This window comes from Sphingomonas sp. ERG5 (assembly GCF_000803065.1).
GTDB lineage: Bacteria > Pseudomonadota > Alphaproteobacteria > Sphingomonadales > Sphingomonadaceae > Sphingomonas.
In genome coordinates, this window is record NZ_JSXI01000020.1 from 33,250 (window position 1) to 53,724 (window position 20,475).

At 62.2% G+C, this 20,475-nt stretch carries 13 protein-coding genes; 11 read left to right on the top strand and 2 right to left on the bottom strand.

The features are described from left to right. Positions 1–31 precede the first annotated feature (31 nt). From OO12_RS07655 to OO12_RS07665, 3 genes are all read left to right on the top strand, one after another. Positions 32–2,293, top strand: a complete 2,262-nt coding sequence (locus OO12_RS07655; RefSeq protein WP_082006402.1) for a TonB-dependent receptor — start codon at positions 32–34, stop codon at positions 2,291–2,293. Positions 2,294–2,318: 25 nt separating this feature from the next. Then, a complete protein-coding gene (locus tag OO12_RS07660; RefSeq protein ID WP_034158084.1) occupies positions 2,319–3,521 on the top strand; it encodes a Ca2+-dependent phosphoinositide-specific phospholipase C in 1,203 nt (400 codons plus the stop codon). An 89-nt stretch (positions 3,522–3,610) separates the two neighbouring features. Next, on the top strand, positions 3,611–4,927 hold the full coding sequence (locus OO12_RS07665; protein WP_082006403.1) for an MFS transporter: 1,317 nt from the start codon (positions 3,611–3,613) through the stop codon (positions 4,925–4,927). 6 nt (positions 4,928–4,933) lie between these two features. On the opposite strand, the gene OO12_RS28895 is transcribed toward OO12_RS07665, so the two are convergent. Then, positions 4,934–6,118 (bottom strand): TetR family transcriptional regulator, encoded by a 1,185-nt coding sequence (locus OO12_RS28895; protein WP_052215644.1) that lies wholly within the window; start codon positions 6,116–6,118, stop codon positions 4,934–4,936. 437 nt (positions 6,119–6,555) lie between these two features. On the opposite strand from OO12_RS28895, the gene OO12_RS07675 reads away from it, so the two are divergent. The 3 genes from OO12_RS07675 to OO12_RS07685 are packed head-to-tail and all read left to right on the top strand — an operon-like array spanning position 6,556 to position 11,573. Beyond that, positions 6,556–7,842, top strand: a complete 1,287-nt coding sequence (locus OO12_RS07675) for an MFS transporter (protein WP_034158086.1) — start codon at positions 6,556–6,558, stop codon at positions 7,840–7,842. A 43-nt stretch (positions 7,843–7,885) separates the two neighbouring features. Beyond that, the gene (locus OO12_RS07680; RefSeq protein WP_034158087.1) at positions 7,886–9,088 is read left to right on the top strand and encodes a M20 aminoacylase family protein; all 1,203 of its coding nucleotides are present in this window, start codon (positions 7,886–7,888) and stop codon (positions 9,086–9,088) included. Between the two features lie 13 nt (positions 9,089–9,101). After that, the gene (locus tag OO12_RS07685) at positions 9,102–11,573 is read left to right on the top strand and encodes a penicillin acylase family protein (protein ID WP_034158088.1); all 2,472 of its coding nucleotides are present in this window, start codon (positions 9,102–9,104) and stop codon (positions 11,571–11,573) included. 33 nt (positions 11,574–11,606) lie between these two features. On the opposite strand, the gene OO12_RS07690 is transcribed toward OO12_RS07685, so the two are convergent. Next, positions 11,607–12,512, bottom strand: a complete 906-nt coding sequence (locus OO12_RS07690; RefSeq protein ID WP_034158089.1) for a LysR family transcriptional regulator — start codon at positions 12,510–12,512, stop codon at positions 11,607–11,609. A gap of 101 nt (positions 12,513–12,613) precedes the next feature. Here OO12_RS07690 and leuC point away from each other — a divergent pair, with 101 nt between their 5' ends. From leuC to OO12_RS07715, 5 genes are all read left to right on the top strand, one after another. Continuing rightward, on the top strand, positions 12,614–14,050 hold the full coding sequence (gene leuC, locus OO12_RS07695) for a 3-isopropylmalate dehydratase large subunit (protein WP_034158090.1): 1,437 nt from the start codon (positions 12,614–12,616) through the stop codon (positions 14,048–14,050). Next, positions 14,050–14,667, top strand: coding sequence for a 3-isopropylmalate dehydratase small subunit (gene leuD / locus OO12_RS07700; protein ID WP_034158091.1), 618 nt, complete (start codon positions 14,050–14,052; stop codon positions 14,665–14,667). The genes leuC and leuD overlap by 1 nt, the downstream gene beginning before the upstream one ends. Next, entirely contained in the window at positions 14,664–15,557 is an 894-nt protein-coding gene (locus OO12_RS07705) for an alpha/beta fold hydrolase (RefSeq protein WP_034158092.1), read from the top strand. Before leuD ends, OO12_RS07705 begins: the two co-directional genes overlap by 4 nt. A gap of 380 nt (positions 15,558–15,937) precedes the next feature. Continuing rightward, complete coding sequence (locus OO12_RS07710; protein ID WP_034158093.1) at positions 15,938–18,151, top strand: TonB-dependent receptor; 2,214 nt, start codon at positions 15,938–15,940, stop codon at positions 18,149–18,151. A 171-nt stretch (positions 18,152–18,322) separates the two neighbouring features. Next, the gene (locus OO12_RS07715) at positions 18,323–20,368 is read left to right on the top strand and encodes a S9 family peptidase (protein WP_034158094.1); all 2,046 of its coding nucleotides are present in this window, start codon (positions 18,323–18,325) and stop codon (positions 20,366–20,368) included. Positions 20,369–20,475: the final 107 nt, after the last annotated feature.

A 20,475-nucleotide genomic window follows, 5' to 3' on the forward strand; every position in this document is an offset into this window, starting at 1 on the left:
TTGGGGCTCGTCGAGAGCCCTTGTCGCCGCCATGGCGCTCCCCGGCATCGCTGCCGCGCAATCGAACGATACTCAGGCCGTACCCGTTATAGCGGACTCGGCTGCGGCATCGACCGAAGATCCGAACGCACTGCCCGACATCGTGGTCACGGCGCAGCGCCGCAGCGAAAACAGCCAGCGCGTTCCCGTTGCGATCCAGACGATCACCGGCGACGCCATTACCAATGCAGGCTATACGTCGGTCACTGACCTTCAGTACCTGACGCCGGGCCTGCAATATGATCCGACCCAGGGTGCCGCGTTCCAGATTCGCGGCGTCGGCACCACCTCGTTCGACTTCTCCAACGCCAAGTCGGTCAATGTGGTGGTCGATGACGTGGTGATGGACGGTCAGCGCGCCAACGGGCTGATCGGCATGGTGGATATCGCCCGCGTCGATGTGCTGATGGGACCGCAGGGCACCTTGTTCGGCAAGAACTCCACCTCGGGCGTGATCTCGGTCGCCACGACCCAGCCGTTGCTGGGGACTACCTCGTTTCGCGGTAGCGCGAGCTATGGCCAGAATAACGACCGCATCCTCAACGCGACGGTCAATCTTCCGCTCGGCGATCTCGCTGCGCTACGCGTCTCGGCATTCGATCAGGGGCAGGACGGGTTCGGGCGCAACGTCACGCTCAATCGGCTGGTCGGCTCGACTCATGAATATGGCGGTCGCGCACGGTTGTTCCTGCAGCCCAATGAGCGTTTCGACATCACCCTGTCCGGCGATTATGCCCATCATTGGGACAGCAGCGTCCGCACCCCCGTGTCGGGTCAGCCAGCGGCTGTCACCGCGATCCTGAATTCGCTTGGCGTCTATCCCGGGCCGCGCAGCGCCGATACCGCCGACAGCCAGTTCGGCGAGATCGAGACCGAGGAATGGGGCGGGTCGGTCCGCGTACATGCAAAGATCGGCAGCAACGATCTCACCTCGATCAGCGCCTATCGCTCCACGCTCTACAACAACAATACGCCGGCAGACCTGACGCCGATCGATAAGTTCGCTTATATTCCGTATAATTACGGCCATCTCTATACTGACAAGATCAGCCAGGAGGTCCACCTCGCCTCGCCCCAGGGGCGGCTGATCACCTATCTGGTCGGCGCCTTCTACAACCGGCTCGAAGCGACCCAGACCCAGTTGCAATGGGCGACCCTGGGTGCGCCGGTGTTCACCAATGGCGTCCCGATCAAGACGCTCTATGCGCTGACCGGCGCGATCGGGAAAAGCGGCAACACCTCCCTGTTCAAATCGGTCAACGAAACCGGGGCGGTGTTCGGCCAGGTCCAACTCAACCTGTCGACGCAGTTCCGCATCGCGCTGGGTGGCCGCTATACCCATGACAATAACTCGCAGAGCCTGTCATACATCTATACCGATCCGGCGCGGGTCACCGGATTCACCCCCAATTTCATCGCGACCAGTGCGCCACCGGTCGTTCCGTTCGGCCGGGTGAAGGGCGACAATTTTTCGCTGCGCGTTTCGCCTGAATTCCAGATCACGCCGGATGCGATGGTCTACGGCACCTATACCACCGGCTATAAGCCGGCCGGGATTGCCTTTGTCGGCAATATCTACAGCCCGTATTTGCCGGAAACGGTCAAGGCATGGGAGTTCGGCCTGAAGTCGGAATGGTTCGGGCGCCGGCTACGTTTCAACATCGATGTTTTCCGCTCCGACTTCACCAATTTCCAGGCGACCATCCTGACAAAGGTGCCGGATGGCGGTGGTGGTTTCCTTCTCACCACGGCGATCGGCAATGCGGGTGGTCTGCGCAGCCAGGGCGTGGAGGCGACGATCGCACTCAAGCCGAGCCGATCGCTCTCGCTAAGCGTTTCGGGCGCTTATACCGACGCCCATTTCACCAACTACGTCTATAACGCGACGACCAATTATACGAATACGCGCCTGCCCAACTCGCCCGAATGGGCCGGAACGGCGTCGGCTGATTACGATCGCCCGATATCATCGGCCCTGCGTGTGCGCGCTCATGCTGACTACGCCTATCGCAGCAGTTATTGGACGGTGGTCGGTCAGCCGTCCTACTCCTTCGTGCCCGCCTATGGCCTGGCCAATGCCCGGCTGAGCTTCGTCAGCGAAAAGACCGGGATCGAGGCGGGCGTCTACGCCCGCAACCTGTTCGACACCCATTTCTCGACCGGTTGGCAGCTCTACGGCGCGCTTGGCCTGCTGCACTATACCTCGCCCAATGCGCGCCGGACCGTGGGCGGTTTCGTCAACTTCAAATTCTGACCCTATGCACAGGAGAGGGTATTTCATGGTCCGCCATTCCCTTCATATCGTTTCTGCCGTGGCGCTCGCCACGGCCGCCTTCACCGCCGCAGCCGCCGGGCAACAAAAACCCGAGGCGAGCGAGATTCCCGATTCGACCCCGATCAACCGCCTCCAGGTGCTGGGAACCCACAACAGCTATTCGGCCGGGGTCGATCCGCGCGTGCTCGCTCTGCTCGACCAGCGCTTGCCATCGATGGGCAAACTCCTGACGTCCATGCCGGAGGACAAGCGCAGGGAATTCCAGATCGCGCATCCGAACGACGTTACTTTCTCGGAGGCATTGAGCTATCGCCACCCGGGTCTCACCGAACAGCTCGATCTGGGCGTGCGTGGGCTTGAGATCGACGTTAACGCCGACCCGGATGGCGGCGCTTATGCCGATCCGGCGGCCTATCGCTTGCTCCGGTCGCAGGGCGTCAAGGACCTGCTGCCATTCGATCCCGCCGCCCTCAAGGCGCCGGGGCTCAAGGTGCTGCATATGGCCGATGTGGATTTCCGCAGCCATTGCCCGACCTTTCGCGGCTGTCTGGCCGAGATCAGGGCCTGGTCGGACGCGCATCCCCGCCATGTCCCGATTTTCGTGATGATCGAGGCCAAGGTCCAGTCGCTGCCGATCCTGCCCGGTTCGACCAAGGCACCGCCATTTACCGACGCGACCTATGACGAGATCGATCGCACGATTGCCGAGGTGATTGGCGAGAAGAAGCTGATCAAGCCGGATGATGTACGGGGCAGATACTCGACGCTGGAGCAGGCGGTTCTCGCCGGTAACTGGCCGACGCTGGGTCAGGCACGGGGCAAGATCATCTTTCAGCTGATCACCGCCACCGGGCATGAGGGCGCGTCCGACTATCTGAAGGGCCATCCGGGACTGAAAGGGCGGCTCGCCTTTCTCGATTCGCAACCGGGCCAGCCCTATGCCGCGTTCATTCTCGACGACAATGCACTCGCGCGCGGCGCCGAGATCCGGGACGAAGTCCGCAAGGGATATCTGGTCCGCGCCCGTTCGGACATCGAGAGCTATGAGGCGAAGATCAACGACATGACTCGCGCGAACGCCGCCTTCGCCACCGGCGCGCAAGTGGTGTCGACCGATTTCGAGAAAGCCGGCAATGCCTATGGCACCCCCTATGTCGTGCGTCTGCCCGGCGGTAGCGCCGCCCGGATGGCGCCGGCAGCGAAATAGCGGCCGATTTCCGACAATGGGCCCCAATATCGGGGCCCATTGTCGGCGGAGTCGCCAGCCTGTCATCACTGGTCGATAACGGCGCAGGCATGGCCTTGCCTGCAACACCTGGTTCCGGCGGCTGGCCGATGCTTCTTGGCTATAGCTGCGTCCATGTCGGCAAGAGCTTGCTCTGGGTCGGTGAGGACGCGCTTACCCTCTACATCTTGGTCCGCTTTCTCGCGCTGCCGCCAGCGTTGGCGGGCATGATCTTCCTTGTCAGCGCCTTGTGGAATGCGCTGTGCGACGGGTTGATCGGAACGGCGCTGCACCGCTCGGCATGGCTTCGGCGCTGGATACCGCTATTGTCGGTGCCCGCGATCCTGACCAGCGCCCTGGGGTTTGCGGCATTGCCGCTGGTGGCCGAGCATTCAGCCTGGATGGCGGCCGGTTTGCTGTTGTTGTTCCGCACCGGCTTCAGCCTTGCCGATGTGCCGCATAACGGGCTCACACGGCTGCTTGCGGAAGGCGGGCAGCATTTGCGCGCGGCGCGCATCCGAGCGATCGGCTCGTCGAGTGCGGCATTGATCATCGGCCTGGTATGTCTCGCCATGCTCGATCCCGGTAGCAACGCGCGATCGATGGCGGTGATGCTTGCTGGCGGTATCGCGATCGCGGCGCTCGTGCTGATGAGCCCGCTGCCTTTCCTCCTGGTGGCCGATCGCAGAATCCGGGAGGCATCGTCGGTCGACGAACAAACCGGTTCTTTCGGCAATCTCCCGCTCTGGATCTATTGCGTTGCCACGATGCTCGGACTGGCGGGGCTGGGTGCGACCGGCAAGGCGCTGCTTCATATCGACTTCGTCGCCAGCAGCATTGGTCCGGCGGCGTTGCTGCTCGCGACCATGGGGCGGCTTGGCGCCATCTGGGTCTGGGCGCCTGTCGCGCGACGGATCGGCAACCGTTCTGCGCTGGGCCTGGCCTATGCCATAAGCGGTGCGACGGCGCTGTGCCTGCCATGGCTTGCGGGCGGGGAGGGCATGAGCGTGGTCATCCTGCTGATTCTGTTCGGCGCGGCAGGCGGCGGCGTGGCGTTTCTGGGTTGGGCGGTATTGACCGAGACAATCGGCGCTGGCCACGCATCCGGCCCGGCTGCGTTCACGGCGGGGTTTGGCGTCTTCACGATGAGCATGAAGGTCGCGCTCGGTCTGGCGGCCGCGCTGGTGGGCGGCTGGCTCTCAGCGAGCGATGCGGGCGTCCATGCCGACCCGGCCACGTTCCGATCGCTGGGTATCATGATCGCTGTGGCGTCGGGGCTGGCCGGAGCGATCATTGCACTTTCAGGCACCGTCAAGTGGCGCGGTTCGCGTTCGCCGGTTCTGGTACCCGGATCGCTGGCGCGCATGGCTCAGGACGGCTCGGCCTGAAGGCCCTCAGGCTGTGGCGAAACTTGCCCGCAATGCCGCCAACCGGTCGAGCGAGAAGGCATTCCGATCGTTACCGCCATGTGCCTGTACCGCGAAGGATGAGCCGATCATCACCAGTATGGCTGCCTGGGTCGCTGCGTCGTCAAGCCCCGCTGGACCGCCAATCGTCGCGCCGACCAGCGAGCGCACATTTTCTGCTCGGCGACGGCGCATATCAAGCGCAAACGGAACCAGCGCGGGATCGCGCGCGGCCGCCAGCGCAATCGAATGGGTTGCGCGGATGACCGCCGGGCCGTGACGGCGCGAGAGATCGCGATCGACGCCGGAACTCAGTTCTTGCCGCATGTCCAGGACCAGCGCCCCCATGCCGGCATCGAGCAAGTCGACGCGTGTGCGGAAGTGATAGGCGATGCTTGAATTCGGCACGCCGGCCCGCGCCGCGACCAGACGGTGGGTAACGTTCGCGACGCCCCGATCGGTGATGATCCCGGCAATATGGCGGGCCAGTTCCGCTTTTTTCGAGCCCATGGGCAGGTCGATCGTCAAGGGCGTCATTGCCTGGGGACTGCCGCAGGCAGCGACGAGCGTTTCGAAATGGCTGGCGAGGCCGGTGCCGCTTCCCGCCAGCCCGGCGGCGAGCCGATCAATGGTCGCCGCGCGCAACAGGCGATAATTGGGATCATGGGGTGCCGCGATCGAAAAGGGCAGTTCGTCGCGGCAGTAACAGGCGATGGCCTGACCGAACGCCTGCGCCCGCACGCCATGGTCGCGCGCCAGGCATGTGCTCCAGAAACCCTCTTCTTCATCAAGCAGGTCGGCGATTCCCGGGTAGCTCGCCGGATCCAGGCCCGCTTCGAGCAGGAGCTCGCAGCCGGTCAGCGCGGCGTCACGCCGCATGGTCGCCGCTTCGTCGAGATAGGCCGCGACGATCGCCGACAATGTCTCCGGAACGGCGAGATCGAGCTCTTCCGTGCGTTCGAGCCATATGCCGTGCATGGCGCGGCGCTCTGCCCGCTCTTCGTCGATGAGTTGGGCAATCAATGCCGCCTTGTCGCCAATGCTGTAATTGAGCGCACCGAGTGAAGTCCCCGCATCCTGTGCGACCGAACGCAGGCTGAGCCCCCGAATGCCGCTGGCGGCGATCCGTGAACGGGCTGCATTCAGGAAAGGAAGGGTCGACCGGCCCCGCATCTGACGGCCTATGCCCGTGGGATAGTGGAAATACAACGCCAAGCCGCAGGAGCGCCGTCACGACCGACGTCTTCGGAAGCACCTGCATGATATTAACAAACGGAGCTACCACCGGCACCCGGCGTCGCGGTTAGGCGATGCCGGGTGCCGATCTATTCTTGCTTCATTCAGCAGCGGCGTCGGCTTTTTCATGCTGAAATAGCGCGGTGCCAATCCGATCCGAGCGCGCTGGAGCAGCCCTGAACACTGGACCCAAAGACGATCCGGTCGTTCGGCGATCACTTGTCGGTCAGCGCTGCCGCATCTGGCGCGCGGACCCCACTTCGCCCTGCTCCACGGCGAGAATATATCTATGTCAAATGGGCATTGGAACAATCAGGGCAGTTTTTGGACAGTGTGGATAGAGCGGCCCGTCGAGCCGGCAGGGGAGACACGTAATGGGACAGGGATTCTTCCAACCAGCTGAGGCCAAGCTGAAAACGTCTCATCTCGCCGGCCTGGTCGCTGGCAACACGCTCGAGTTTTACGACTTTACGATCTTTCTGTTCTTTGCCCCGCAAATCGGTGCCAGTCTGTTTGGGGGGAAATCGGATGGCCTGCTCCTGGCCCTGGCGGCGTTTGCGGTGGGGTTTCTCGCCAGGCCGCTGGGTGCTGCGGTCATCGGCCGCTACGGCGACAGGGCGGGCCGCAAGCCGGCCATGCTGCTCAGCTTCTCCCTGATGGGCGGGGCGCTACTGGTGATCGGCTTGACGCCGCCTTCTTCCGTATTGGGCATAGGGAGCGCAATCATCGTCGTGCTGGCGCGCCTCGTTCAGGGGTTTGCGCTCGGTGGTGAAGTCGGCCCCACGACAGCCTTGCTGATCGAGGCTGCTCCCGCCAATCGTCGAGGCTCCTATGGCGCATGGCAAATCGCAAGCCAGGGCGTGGCGGTGCTTTCCGCAGGGATTATCGGGCTTGTCATATCCTGGATTCTGCCGGCCAGCGCAGTGACGGACTGGGGATGGCGTATCGCAATCCTGCTGGGGGCTGTCCTTCTGCCGATCGGCTTCTATTTGCGCCGGATCATTCCGGAAACGCTTCACCAAGGCTCCACGTCCGAACTGGAAAGCGAGGAATTGCCGTTTGCCCGCGTCGTGACCGCCGGGCTGGTCCTGATCCTTTCGGGAACCATCACCAATTACACGCTGCAATATTTCAACACCTATACGGTCAGCATATTGAAGCTCGATACCGTCACCGCCTTTACCACCACGGCCATTACCGGATCCTGCCTGTTCGTATTCGGATTGCTGGGTGGGTGGCTTTCCGATCGCCTGGGCCGGCGGCCGTTGATCGTGTGGCCGCGGATCGGCCTGTTGCTGCTCATCTATCCGATCTTCGTTCAGATCACGCGATATCCGTCGCTTACGACGCTTGCGGTGGGGGCCTTCATCCTGACTGCGCTCTACGCATTGTGCACCGCGCCGGCCAATGTCTGCCTGGCGGAAGGATTCCGTCGCGATCGCCGCAGCCTGGGTTATGCGCTGACCTATACGCTGGCCGTGTCGATCTTCGGCGGCAGCGCGCAGTTTCTGATCGCATGGATGCTCAAGGTAACGGGGGACCCGCTGGTTCCGGCCTGGTGGTTGATTGCCGCCAGCCTGGCCGGTGTGGTGTCGGGTCTGGCGATGCCGATAGCGTCGCGTCACCAGGAAATACGGGAAGGGGCGCACGCCACGGCGTGATAGTCATCCGCACCCACTAACTCATCGTCGACGAGGCAAGGCTTTGACCATCGATCTTTCCATTCTCGAGCCGGAACTGGCACGCTGGCGCCAACATCTCCACCAGCATCCCGAGCTTGGTTTTCAGGAGCACGGCACCGCAGCGTTCATCATCGGCAAGCTGCGCGAGTTCGGGATCGAAGACATTCATACCGGTATCGGTGGAACCGGCATCGTCGCCACGTTGCGGGTGGGGCAGTCGGACCGCGCGATCGGCATCCGTGCCGATATCGACGCGCTGCCGATGACGGAACTGCGCGCCTCGGACCATGCATCGGTCGTTCCGGGTGTTATGCATGCATGCGGCCATGACGGGCACACCACGATGCTGCTCGGCGCTGCCAAATATCTCGCCGCAACACGCAATTTCGATGGCGCGGTTCATTTCATCTTTCAGCCCGCCGAGGAAGCGCTTGGCTATTCGGGAGCGGATGGCGACCCGGCCGGCGGCGCCAGCGCCATGATCCGGGATGGCCTGTTCGATCGTTTCCCGATGCAGGCCATCTTCGGCATTCATAATCGCCCCGGTCTGGCCGCCGGCAAGCTGGCCGGCCGGGCGGGGCCGATGTATGCGGCGGCCGATCGTTTCGAGATCGTCATTACCGGCCGTGGTGGTCACGCTGCTCGCCCGCACCTTGCGGTCGATCCCGTGCTGGTCGCGGCGCATATGGTGATCGCGCTGCAAAGCATCGTGTCGCGCGGGGTCAATCCACTCGACAGCGCCGTAGTGTCTATCTGTACGGTAGCGGCGGGCACGGCGTTCAACGTCATCCCCGAAACCGCCACATTGGCAGGAACCGTTCGTACCCTGTCCAGGGCGACGCAGGATATCGTGCAGTCGAGGCTGGAGGAGATCGTGACCAGCGTCGCATCGACCTTCGGTGCCCATGCGGAACTGAGCTATGACCGGGGCTATCCCGCGATGCACAACCCACCCGATATGTTCGCGCGCGTCCGCGAGATCGCCATCTCGCTTGTCGGCGAAGACGGCTTCGTCGATCTCGACGAACCGACGATGGGGGGCGAGGATTTCGCACGGTATCTGGAGGAGAAACCGGGCTGTTTCCTGCTGATCGGCAATGGTGACCAGGGGGCCGGCGCCGTGATGCTGCACAACGCGCATTATGAATTCAACGACACAGTCGCGCCGGTGGGCGCAGCGCTGTGGGCGACACTTGCCGAACGATTTCTTTCAAAAACATCCTGACGAAGGGCGCATCATGCGACTGGCAAATTTCGTGACCGTAACCGGCAAAAGCACGGCTCTTCTTGCGGCCCTGTTCCTCGCCTCGGCGGTCGACGCTCAACGGCAGTCGGCCAATGCCGACAGTGCTCAGCACGATCAGGTGACGATCTACCGGGATGCGAAGGGCGTGCCGCACATCTTTGCCAAGACATCAGCCGAAATCATGTTTGGCGCAGGTTATGCCGAAACGCAGGATCGCCTGGCGGCAATGGAGCTTGCCCGGCGTGGCGCGACCGGTCGGCGCGCCGAAATCCTGGGTAAATCAGCGATCGAATCGGACAAGACCGGCCGCGATCGGCAGCTTTCCAGCGCCGAACTGATGCGCATGTACCGGGCCATTCCGATCGAGCATCAGTTGATGATCCAGGCGTTCGTCGATGGGGTCAATCGCGCGATCGGCGAGGTCAACGCCGATCCCGAGCACAAGATGCCGTTGGAGTTCATCCGCTGGGGCATCAAGCTGACGCCGTGGACCCTGACCGACTATCTCGGTTACATCGCGTCCGTCCCGAGTGGGCGCGAAGGCTCCGAGTTACAGAACCTCCAGTTTCTGAACGCGATGACCACTCGTTATGGCGAAAAGGTCGGACGCCAGATTTTCGACGACGTCGTGCCGATTTCGGATCCTGATTCACCCACGGCGATACCCCGGGGCGAGGATTTGGCGCCGGCCCGGCCAATGCCCGTCGCAACCCATTTGTCGTTACAGGCCGGAGCGGTCGATCTCCGATCGCTGCAACAGATCGCGACCGTTCCGGCGGAGCTGCCCAAGGAAGCCAGCCGCTGCCTGGTCATCGGCCCGAAAAAGTCGGCGAGTGGTCATGTGCTGATGATGGAGGCCACCGCCGATGGTCCGGAAATCCATCTCAATGGCGGCGGGTTCGACAGTACGGGCTTCAGTTTCAACGGCTGGGGGCCGCCGTTCATGGGACGTGGCGTGCAGCATGGCTGGCTGCTGACATCGGGCGTGGCGCAGGCGAATACGATTTTCGCCGAGCGCCTGAACCCGGCGAACCGATATCAATATTGGTTCAAGGGCCGCTGGAAGACCATGGAGCATCGGACCGAGACCATCATGGTCAAGGGCGGCGATCCGCTCACGCATGAGGTCGCCTGGACGATCCATGGCCCGATCGTGAACTGGGATGTGGAACATGGCGTCGCCTACTCCCATCGTTTTGGTCTCCGCGGGAAGGAACTGGATACCTGGGTCGGGATCGTCGAAATGGCGCGGGCGAAGAGCTTGTCGGATTTCGAAACGAAGGGCGTGGATCGCGTCGGCTGGAATCTGGGCATCTGTTATGGTGGCGAGGATGGCCAGATTGCATTCTGGGAAGCTGGTAACTTGCCGAAGCTGGCACCTGGGGCGGATCCGCGCCTGCCGACGCCAGGCACCGGCGAGTATGAATGGGCCGGCTTCCTGACGCCGCAGGAGCGGCCGCACATGCTCAACCCGCGCCAGGGCTATATCCATAGCTGGAACAGCAAGGCCACGAGCTGGTCGACCGAAGGGAATGATGCCCGTATCGGCGCGACATTCCGGACCTGGCTGGGCAATCAACTCGCCGCCTCGAACAATGCGATCACGCTGCTGGACATGCGCGAGTTCAATCGCAAGATTTTCAATGCGATGGGCGCGCAGGATCGGACGCAGACGACACCGGCATTCTTTGCGCCTTACATTCGCGCGGCGATTGCCGCCAGCGACGATGCGGAGGTGAAGCAGGCCGGCGAGCTCATGCTGTCCTATAACGGCCTCTACGAAGACCTTGATGCCGACTATCGATATGACAATCCCGGGCTGACCTTGTTCCGGACCTGGCTGAACGTCGCGCCCGCCATGGTCTTTGGCAAGGATCTCGGCGACTGGTGGAGCAAGGTCGATGAAGGACGATATCTGCGATATCAGACCAGCCTGTTGTTGCGCGCATTCCAGGGCGACAAGGCCGGTGCTCCGCTTGCGTTCGATTATTTCCACGGCCGCGATCGCAATGCCGTGCTGGTCGAGACGATCAAGGCGACCGTCGGGCAGATCAAGCCGCAATTTCCCGGCAAGGCGATGACCGATTGGCGGATGCCGGTTTTCTGGAAATATTACGATGTAGCCGCGAAAAGGGCTGATCGTCCGGAACTTCCCGATGACGACAACCCATCGAACCGTTTGTCAGCCATCCTTCGGATCGGGCCGACAATGGCCCCGCACAATGGCGGTGAGGGCTGGGTCGGATTGATGGAGCTTAACCCCGATCACCCCGCGCTCTATTCGGTGGTCGATGCCGGCGGGCAAAGTCGGTTCATCGATCCGCATGGGGTCGGCAACCCGCACCTCTCGGACCAGACGATGATGCACGAGACCAACGAGTTGAAGAAGATCGTCATGAATCCCGACGATGTGCGCGCGGCTGCCGTGTCGACGCAGATACTGGAGTATAAGCCGGCAAGATAGGGCAGGATCACGACGGGCTCCGCCCGGCCCCGGCTATGCGCTTCGGGCTTTCAGCATGTCCCAGAATGCCTCGACTCTCTGGCTCCGTCTCGCTCGCGGCCTGAATATCCGTATTTCGATTGGGATATGCCAGCGATCGTCGCCGGCCAGCGCCAGTCGTCCTTCGTTGAGGTCGGCTTCGGCGAGGCTCAGCGGGGTCCAGCTGACGCCGCGTCCATCGCGCGCCATGGTCAGGAGAACGCTGGCCATATGCGATCTGAAGACCGGTTGCAGCGCGGTGATCCCGCTGCCGACCACTTTCGCCGCCTGTAAAATCCGCCCCATGCCTGACCGGTCCTCGAGCTCGAGATAGGGCAGTGGATTGGCGTCGGTGCCCGGCAGGCGATGAATCGGGGCGCCATCGGATGTCGTAGCAGAAACGGGCAGCAGGACATCGTCACCCAAATGCAGCGATGAAAAACCCGAGGGATCGAGCCGATGGGATGCGGCCGGATGATGGTGGCACAGCAGGAAGTCGGCCTTACCTTCGAGCATGAAACGCTCGCACGCGGTCATATGGTCGGCAACGAGCGTGACGGTGCCCACATCCCATCCGTCCTCCAGGCTGCGAAGCCAGGATGGGAAGAATGTCACTGAGAGAGCGTGAGTGGACGCGAAACGCAATTCGCTGACTTGCGCCCGCCCGATCTCACGGACCTGATCGCGACCGAGCGACAGCCTGCGCAGGATTTCCTCGGCAATGCCGCGAAAGGCGAAACCCGCTTCGGTCAATGCGATCCGGTGCGTGTCACGATCCACCAATGTCGCACCGATCCAGTCTTCAAGCGCGCGGATCCGGCGACTGAAGGCGGGCTGAGTCATATTGCGCGCTTCGGCCGCCCGCGAGAAGTTCATCTCATCGGCGAGCGTGATGAAGTCTTCGAGCCACATTGTGTCCATGTTACCGCGTGTGTCGCATGGTTTGATAAATTCCCGGCATTGGTAACGGACGTTACGCGCACTGTAAGTCCCGCTTTCGCAAACCGCCAAGAGGGAATGATATGCCAGCGTCGCGAACGCTCTACGACAAGATCATCGATCGGCATCGGATCTTGTCCTTCGGCGAGGCCGAAGGCGCCGGAGAACGGATGCTGCTGTATATCGATCGGACGGTGTTGAACGAATATACCAGCCCGCAAGCGTTCAGCGGGCTGCGCGATGCCGGACGGCGGGTCTGGCGGCCTGAAGCCGCATTGGGCGTGGTGGATCATGTCAATTCGACCGATCCCGCGCGCGGTGCCGGCAGCAGCGACGGCGGTGCGCAGCGGCAGATCGATTATTTCGTGCAGAACGGTCGCGATTTCGGGATCGAGATCTATGACGTGCTGCATCCTCGGCAAGGCATCGAACATGTCGTCCTGCCGGATCTCGGCTGGGTTCTGCCCGGACTGGTCATCGCCGCCGGGGATAGTCACACCACGACTTATGGCGCGTTCGGCACCGTCGGGTTCGGCATCGGGACGTCGGATATCGAGCATCTGCTGGCGACACAGACGCTGATTTACCACCGGCTGAAGAATATGCGCGTGACGATCGACGGGCGCCTGCCAACGGGTGTGACCGCAAAGGATGCGGTGATGGCGGTCATCCGGCTGATCGGGGCGGGCGGAGCGGCCGGTTATGCGCTGGAGTTCGCGGGCGAAGCCATTCGCACCCTGGGGGTCGAGGCGCGCATGACCATGTGCAACATGGCGGTCGAATGTGGCGCGCGGGTGGCGTTGATGGCCCCCGACGACAAGGTGCTCGACTATATTTCGGGCCGCCCGCGCACGCCTCCGGCGGCGATGTTGGAGCGGGGGCGTGAACAATGGGCGGAACTGGTGACCGATGCGGCGGCGCATTTCGATGCCGAAGTCGTGCTGCGCGCCGAGGATGTCCCGCCCATGGTCAGCTGGGGAACCAGTCCGGATCAGGCTTTGGCAATCAGCGATCGCGTCCCTCATCCCGACGATATGCCGATCGACCGCCAGGCGGACGTCGCGCGCGCGATCGCCTATATGGGACTGGAGCCGCATATGCTGCTGCAGGGTATATCGATCGATCGGGCCTTTATCGGGTCCTGCACCAATGCCCGGATCACTGACCTGCGCGATGCCGCGCGCATTCTCGACGGACGGAAGGTCGCACCTGGGGTTCGCGCGATGATCTCGCCGGGCAGCAGCACCGTGCGGCGTGAGGCGGAGGCCGAGGGCCTGGACCGGATTTTCATCGATGCCGGTTTCGAGTGGCGTCAGTCGGGATGCTCGCTGTGTCTGGCGATGAACGATGACATGCTGGCGCCCGGCGAGCGGTGTGCGTCGAGCACGAACCGAAATTTCGAGGGGCGGCAAGGCATTGGCGGACGAACGCATCTGATGAGCCCGGCAATGGTGGCGGCTGCGGCGGTCACCGGCAAGCTCGTCGATGTGCGGCGCTTTCCATCGCCGGAGACAATGTGATGGAGCGCTTCACGCAGTTGACCGGGCGTATCGCCGCGATGCCCGCAGCGAACATCGACACTGATGTGATCATGCCGAAAGCATTTCTGAAGGGCATCGACCGCGCCGGTCTGGCACTGGGTCTGTTTCACGATCTGCGGTTCGATGCGGAAGGCCGACAGCGTCCGGAATTCCTGCTGCATCGCGCAGATATGGCGGATACCCGCTTCCTGCTGGTCGGGCCGAATTTCGGCTGCGGCTCATCGCGCGAGCATGCCGTGTGGGGGATGCTGCAATATGGGATACGCGCCATTATCGGCACTGGCTTTGCCGGCATATTCGCGGACAACGCCGCCAATAACGGGCTGCTCCTGATCATACTCGATCCGATTGAGATCGCGTCGCTCGGGGCCTGCCTGTCCAACGATACCGGCCTGATCTCCATCGATCTGGAAAAGCGGATTATCATCGCCGGGGACGTGTCGATCGATTTCGGGATCGACCCCGATGTCCGGCGTGCGCTGCTGCTCGGGCTGGACCGCATCGGCGATACGCTCACTCATTCGGCGCGAATTCATTCCTTTCAGCAAGCCTATCTTGCCGAACATCCCTGGCTGGTCGAGGAATCGGCCCGATGACCGGGATCGTCGGGTATCCCGCCCTGATGCCAGGGTTTCGCTGGTATGACATCGACGCGGAAGGGGTCCGTATCCGCACGGCAATTGGCGGCTCCGGCCCGCCGCTTCTGTTGCTGCACGGGCATCCGCAGACTCACCTCACCTGGCATAAGGTCGCGCCGGCGCTCGCCGAACGATTCACCGTGATCGCGACGGATTTGCGCGGCTATGGCGACAGCGCAAAGCCGCCGGGTGGCGACAATCATGTGAATTATTCGAAAAGGGCGATGGCCGCTGACCAGGTCGCGGTGATGCGATGGCTGGGATTCGACCGCTTCGCCGTGGTTGGTCACGACCGGGGCGCACGCGTGGCGCACCGTATGGCGCTGGATCATCCCGAACAGGTGAATCGTCTCGTCCTGATCGACATCGCGCCGACCGCGACGATGTATGATCGGACCGACAAGGAATTCGCGACACGCTATTTCTGGTGGTTCTTCCTGATCCAGCCCTTCGATCTTCCCGAACGGATGATCGCAGCCGATCCGGACTTCTTTCTCGATCGCCATCTGACCGGGCAGATCAAGGTCAAGGGCGTCGTCGATCCACGGGTTCTGGCGGAGTATCGGCGCTGCTATCGCGATCCCGCCACGCGTCACGCGATCTGCGAGGATTATCGCGCCGCCGCCGGCATCGATCTGGAACATGATGCCGAAGACTGCGATCGCCGGATCGAAGCCCCGCTTCTGGCGCTATGGGGTGGCCGCGGTACGGTTGGCGCACTGTATGACGTGCTCGCCACCTGGCGCGACAAGGCGCGTGATGTCAGCGGCCGTCCGATCGACTGCGGACACAGCCCGCAAGAGGAGGCGTCGCAGGATTTGCTGCAGGCGCTTGGCGCATTTCTTTGATCCGTGACCGGTGACCGCGTGCAGCAAAGGCCGGGCATGGCAGCTTTCCGCCACAGCGAATTCAGCCGCTGCCCTGCATGATTATATGCCGATCCGGCATTGGGCTGGCATGATCACTTATCCTAATGTGCTTTATCGAGAATGGATTTCGTCAAAGTATAATGGCAACACCAGTAAGTAATGTGGCGCATATTTCTGTAAAATACGTGGGCTTGGTTGATAGAAGTAAAATTAAACAACCATAAAAATGGTGTTACGGTCGGCTTGAGGGAAAGTGATAGCCGTTCCGCGGGATTTTTAATTCAGTGAGGATGCTAGGGATGTCAAAGAGGATTTGTACTCCGGTCCGATTGCTTAAAATTGTCGGGTCGACGATGGCCATGGCGGTCTTCTTGCAGAGCGGCGTCGCGATGGCGCAGGATGTTGCGAGCCAAGGTCAGGACGAGCCTGCGGCCCCGGCCGAGCAGGGGGACATCGTCGTCGTCGGCAAGCGCGCGCAGAATATCCGCGACGTTGCGGGTACCGTCAATGTCGTGTCGTCCGAGGATCTGACAAAGGCGGGCGCCAAGGACGCCGAAGACATCTTCAAACTGACCCCGGGCGTTCAGTTCAACAAGGGATCCGCTGATGGCTCATTGCTGTCGATCCGCGGTATCGGCACGAGCACGTCGTCCGACAATACCAGCGTCGGGCAGTTGCCGACCGGAATCTATATCGAAGACGTGCCGTTCACCGATCCGTTCCAATATGTGTCGACGCCCGATATTTCGGCGTTCGATCTTGATGCGGTGAAAGTGCTGCGCGGGCCGCAGGGCGCGCTTTATGGTTCCGGTTCGCTGGGCGGTGCGGTCAACTACACGTTCAAGAAGCCTGACCTCGCCGACACGGGCGGTTCGATGATGGTGACGGCGGATGTCGCGCAGGGCGGCGAAGCTCAGGCCTCGGTTTATGCCGCGCTGAATCTGCCGGTCGTCTCCGACACGTTCGCACTGCGGTTCGTCGGGCAATATCAGAACGACCCCGGCTATCAGGACAATATCGGCACGAACGAGAAGAATGTGAATGGCCGATCGGTAAAGGGCGGCCGCGTTCTCGCGCTATACCGGCCCGACGACCGGCTGACGATCGACGGCCTGTATATCTATCAGGAATCGCATCAGGGTGATACGTCGGCCTCGGTAGGGCCGGATGTGCGCTATTATAACTCGCGCCATCCCTCGTCCTACAATTCGCGCTTCAGCATGGCGAAGCTTGAGGTGAATTATCTCCTCGGGCCAGTGAAGCTGACTTCGTTGACGGCGCATCAGAGCAAGACGAGAAATGCGAACGGCGATCTCACCCGGCTCCTCGTGCCGGATGTCACCACCGGGATCGATGTTCCTTCCGAAGATTTTCTGGGCTTCGGGCCATTTCCGCAAGTCACCGAAGCGCGCAACATCGAGGCCCGCAACTCCAACGGTTTTTCGCAGGAATTTCGTGCGGCCTCAGCAAAAAAAGGTCGTTTCAACTGGTTGATCGGCGTTTTTGGTCAGGATGTGAATTTTCACCGGACGCAGAACGTCTTCCTGGTTGGTGCGAACGATCCGGTCCATGACGATTTATACTTCAACGTCTCGCGCGACGGCATCGCGAAGGAGCGTGCCGTTTTCGGAGAGGTCGAACTGGATATCGGCGGGCTGGAACTGGGCGCGGGCGGACGGTATTTTCATACCAGCGTCAGTTTCGATCAGGTCCGGACCGCCGCGCTGGCATCCAGTGCCAATACCCGGTCGCTGACGCACACCGAGAGCGGCTTTACGCCGAAGTTCCAGGCCAGATACCGGCTGCCCGGTGACACGGTGCTTTACGCGCTGGCCGCGAAAGGCTTCCGGTTCGGCGGGGTGAATACTGCGCCGGGCGCGGCGGAATACAAGTCCGACAATCTCTGGAATTATGAAGCGGGCATTCGCCTGGCCCCGACGTCGACGCTCAATGTGGATGTCGGCGCCTTTTATATCGACTGGAAGAATCCTCAGATCACATCGGCCGATCGGAATGGCTTTCTGGTCATCTCGAACGTGGGCAAGGCTGTGTCGAAGGGGGCTGAACTCGCGATACGCTGGCGCCCGGTCGAGGGTTTGCGGTTCAACGGCAGCATGACCTACACCGATGCCAAGACCAAGGCGCCGTTCCAAAGTACGCGCAACTTCGCGACGGATGTCGCGGGCGGCTACACTGGTAATTTCGAGGTTCCGGCGGGCACACGCTTGCCGGGCACGCCGAAGCTGCAGGCAAGTTTTCAGCCGGAATTCGTCACGGCGGGGCCATCCGGTACGGAACTGAGCTTGTCCGGCACGCTGACCTATACCGGCAAGCGCCAGGCCCAGATCGACAGCGCGCTCATGTTGCCGGCTTACACTACGGCCGATCTGCGTGCGAAAGTGTCTAAGGGGCGCTTCGAGGTTGGATTGGGTGTTTCGAACCTGTTCAATTCGAAGGGCGTTTCCCAGGCCAGCTATGGCTATTATTCGACCGGAACCGGGACGGACGGGTATGCGGATTATTATCTCATCCGGCCGCGGGTCTACTCGCTCTCGCTTCGGGTCGATATGTGAACGGCATTCCAACCCGGGCATCGCCGTGATCCCCGGAGCTTGCTGGATTGCGTCTATAAAGGCGGGGCGTCATGTTCTCGGATCGGGTGTTGCGCAACCCGGTCAAGAGCCGCCTGCCTTGCGGGATCGTCATTCATTGACGGTATCGATGCGCGTATGAGGGGAAGATAGATGGCGGCGTTGCGCACACTGGTTGCGACGGGTTTGGCTGCGATGTCGGGGGTGGCGATGGCGGGAGCGCCAGCGGCGCCGGTCAAGTTTCAGGCTCAGGACATTTTTCGCCTGACCCAGGCGAGCGATCCGCAAATCAGTCCTGACGGCAATCAGATCGCCTATGTCCGGATCAGCAACGACATCATGGCCGATGAGGGGTTGGAATCGATCTGGCTGGTCGACACGCATAGCGGCGTGCAGCGGCCGCTCGGCGGTGTAGCTGCCACCGGCGCGCAGCCGCGCTGGTGCGCGAACGGCAAGTTGCTGGCATTCACGGCCGCGCCGAAGGGGCAGGCGCGGGGCCTGTTCACCTATGCGCTGGCCTCGCGCAGCATCGTTCGTATCGCCACGCTGGTCAGCCCGGCCTCGGCTTTGTCCTGGTCGCCGGATTGTGCGAAGATCGCTTTCATCATGCATGCCTCGGCGCCGCCCGAGACGCTTGGAACGACACTGGTCAAGCCGGTTGGCGCCGACTGGGCCAAGCCGATCACGCTCACGACCCGCGCCATGTACCACAAGGACGGGAAGGGCGATCTCGATCCCGGTTATGATCATGTTTTCATGGTGCCTGCAGCTGGCGGGACGCCCCGGCAACTGACCTCTGGCCCATATGATGACGCCGGACCCGTGTCATGGGCAAGGGATGGTCTGTCGCTGGTCTTCACCGGTCGTCGCGACAAGGGTTGGGAAACCGACAGCTATCGCAGCGCGATCTATCGGGTCTCGCTTGCCGCACGCGCGCTGACACGATTGACGCAGCTTGACGGTCCGGCGGCCTCAGCGGCTGTCTCGCCCGATGGCCGGACAATCGCCTTTAGCGGTTATGACGATCACCGCCGCCGTCCCTACGAAAATCGCAAGATCTACGTCATGGATGCCGATGGCGGTCATGTCCGCGTCGCGCACGAAGATCTCGACCGCAGCCTGAACACCCCGGCCTGGGCGGCGGACGGGCGCAGCCTCTTTGCTGCGCTGGAGGACCGGGGCGTCAACAAGGTGGTCCGGTTCGAATTGGGCGGCATCGTTCGCCCTCTCGCGGAAGGGCTGGCCGATAGCGGCCTCGATCTTCCCTATAGCGGTGGTGCGTTCTCGGTCGCGCGGGACGGCACCGTCGCCATCCCGCAGGGCGGTTTCGATCACCCCGCCGACGTGACGATCGTTCGCGACGATGTGGTCAAGCGGTTGACCCGGCTCAACGCTGCATTGCTGGACAAACGATCGCTGGGCGCGCTGGCGCCGCTAAAGGTGACCGCATCCGACGGCACACCGATCGACGCCTGGGTATTGATGCCGCCGGGCTTTGACCGCTCGCGTCGATATCCGATGATCCTGGAGATACATGGCGGCCCGTTCCTGCATTACGGACCCTATTTCTCGACCGACGACCAACTCTACGCGGCGGCCGGTTATGTCGTCGTTTATGCCAACGCGCGCGGTTCGACCTCCTATGGCGAGAGGTTCGCCAATGCGATCAGTCGCGACTATCCCGGTATCGACTATAGCGACCAGATGAGCGTTGTGGATGCTGCGGTCGCGCAAGGATTTGCCGATCCCGACCGCCTGTTCGTGACCGGAGGGTCCGGGGGTGGAATCATGACGGCCTGGATCGTTGGCAAGACCGACCGATTCCGCGCCGCCGCGTCCCAGCGCCCGGCGATCAACTGGACCAGCCTCGCGCTGACGTCGGATGCCGGATACAAGGTGATGAGCAACTGGATCGGCAAAGCACCCTGGGAGGATCCGGAGGGCTATTGGAAGCATTCGCCGCTGTCGCTGGTCTCCAATGTCAAAACACCGACTCTGGTGGTGGTTGGGGAGAAGGATGTGCGCACGCCGATCGCGGAAGCAGAGCAATTCTACGGCGCGCTGCAATATCGTGGTGTCCCGACCGGCCTGCTCAGGGTTCCGGGCGCATTCCACGAAATGGCCGCCCGTCCAAGTCAGTCCGCGGCCAGGGTCGAGGCCATTATCGGGTGGTTCAACCGATATGATCGACAACCGTGATACGCTCTGGCCGGGGGCGTCGGCCAATGAATGAACCTCCGTATTGGAGTGGGCGTTCATATTTTTCCGTGAGGGCGAGGCTGACATCATAGCTGAGTAAGCCGCTT